Source organism: Nonomuraea sp. NPDC004702, from assembly GCF_053601695.1.
Genome location: NZ_JBSGCE010000193.1, coordinates 1 through 1,618 on the forward strand (window position 1 = coordinate 1; position 1,618 = coordinate 1,618).

Here is a 1,618-nt window from a genome sequence, read left to right on the forward strand (position 1 = left end):
CAATGCCACTGAGCTTATTTGGATCATCTAGTTGAGCTGCGGTTTCATGTGGCTGGCCGGTGGTGGCGCTACCTTGATCCCGTGTCTTCCAACCCTGTGGCCGCACGCCTGGCTGATCTCATCTCTGTGGGTGTGCTGACGGCATCGGTCCCGCGGATCGTGGTCGATGAGGCGATCCGGATACATGACAGAGGAGCTAAGCGACGCGGTGGTGGCTTGCCTCCGCATGTGATGGTGTACTACGCGATGGCCATGGCGCTGTTCGCCGAGGACGACTATGAGGGCGTGTTCGAGCAGCTGGCCCGGCCGTTGGTGAAATGGGGCGGCTGGGAGAAGGCGTGGGAGACCCCGACCTCGGGCGGGATCGCCAAGGCCCGGGCTCGGCTGGGGTTCGAGCCTGTCAAGCAGGTGTTCGACGAGGTCGCCCGGCCGGTGGCCGAGTTCCAGACACGGGGCGCGTTCCTGTATGGGCGGCGGCTGGTCTCGATCGACTCGATGGTGTTCGACCTGCCTGAGACCGTCGAGAACGCCGCGGCGTTCGGCCGTCCGTCGGGCGGGGCGTTTCCGCAGGCCCGTGTCACCACGCTGGTGGAGTCGGGATCGCACTGCTCGCTGGGCGCGGTGGTAGGTCCCGTGGCGGGCAAGGGCACCGGGGAGCGCGGTGCCGCCCGCGAGTTGCTGGAGCTGTTGGATGAGGAGATGCTGCTGACGGCCGACCGGGGCTTTTACAGCTTCGCGTTGTGGTGCGCCGCGGCCGATACCGGGGCCGGGCTGCTGTGGCGGATCGGCGACACCCTGGACCTGCCGATGGTGGCCAACCTGGATGATGGCTCCTACACCACGCTGCTGTTCGCCCCGAAGACGGCGGCCACGACGCGGGCGCGGTTGCTGGAGCGGGCGCGTGCCGGGGAGGATCTGGCAGAGGAAGCCGAGCGGTGCCGGCTGGCGCGGGTGGTGGAGTATCAGCTGGTCAACCGGGGACCGGGGCCGGACGATCGGGAACTGGTCTGCCTGCTGACCACGCTGACCCGGCGCGAGGAGGCGATGCCGGGCCAGTTGGCCGAGGCCTATCACGGCAGGTGGGAGCATGAGGGGGCCAACGATGAGATCAAGACCCAGCTGCGCGGCCCGGGCAAGATCCTGCGCTCCAAGAGCCCGGACCTGGTCCGCCAGGAGATCTACGGGTACCTGCTCGCTCACTACGCCCTGGCCGCACTGTTGTGCCAGGCCGCCACCGAGACCGACACCGACCCTGATCGGATCAAGTTCGCCGACAGCCTGCGCCACATCCGCCTGGAGATCGCCGACCCAGCGGCCTTTTCCCCCTGAGCGCCAGGCCGAGTTACGGGCCCTCACCATCAGACGAATCACCTCCCGGCGCAAGCTCAACCCCGCCCGCCGCCACCGCTCCTACCCGCGCGTGGTCAAGCGCGCCCGCCACAACTCCTACCGAGTCAAGCGCTCAGGCGATATCGGGGTCCGCCACCCGGGCCCACCTGTGATCGACCTGGTCAACCTTCCACCAGGCGTGCTCCACGTCCCCGCACCCCGTTCACCGGCCGGGAGAGTCACGCAGGCCCAGCTCAGGGCTTGATCAACTTACGCTCAGTGGCATTGG

1 protein-coding gene is annotated in these 1,618 nt (G+C 67.9%); it reads left to right on the forward strand.

From position 1 onward, the window contains the following. The first annotated feature begins 81 nt into the window (after window positions 1–81). Window positions 82–1,329: an IS4 family transposase gene (locus tag ACWEJ6_RS54705; RefSeq protein WP_452433701.1), complete on the forward strand. Its 1,248-nt coding sequence runs from the start codon at window positions 82–84 to the stop codon at window positions 1,327–1,329. Window positions 1,330–1,618 lie beyond the last annotated feature (289 nt).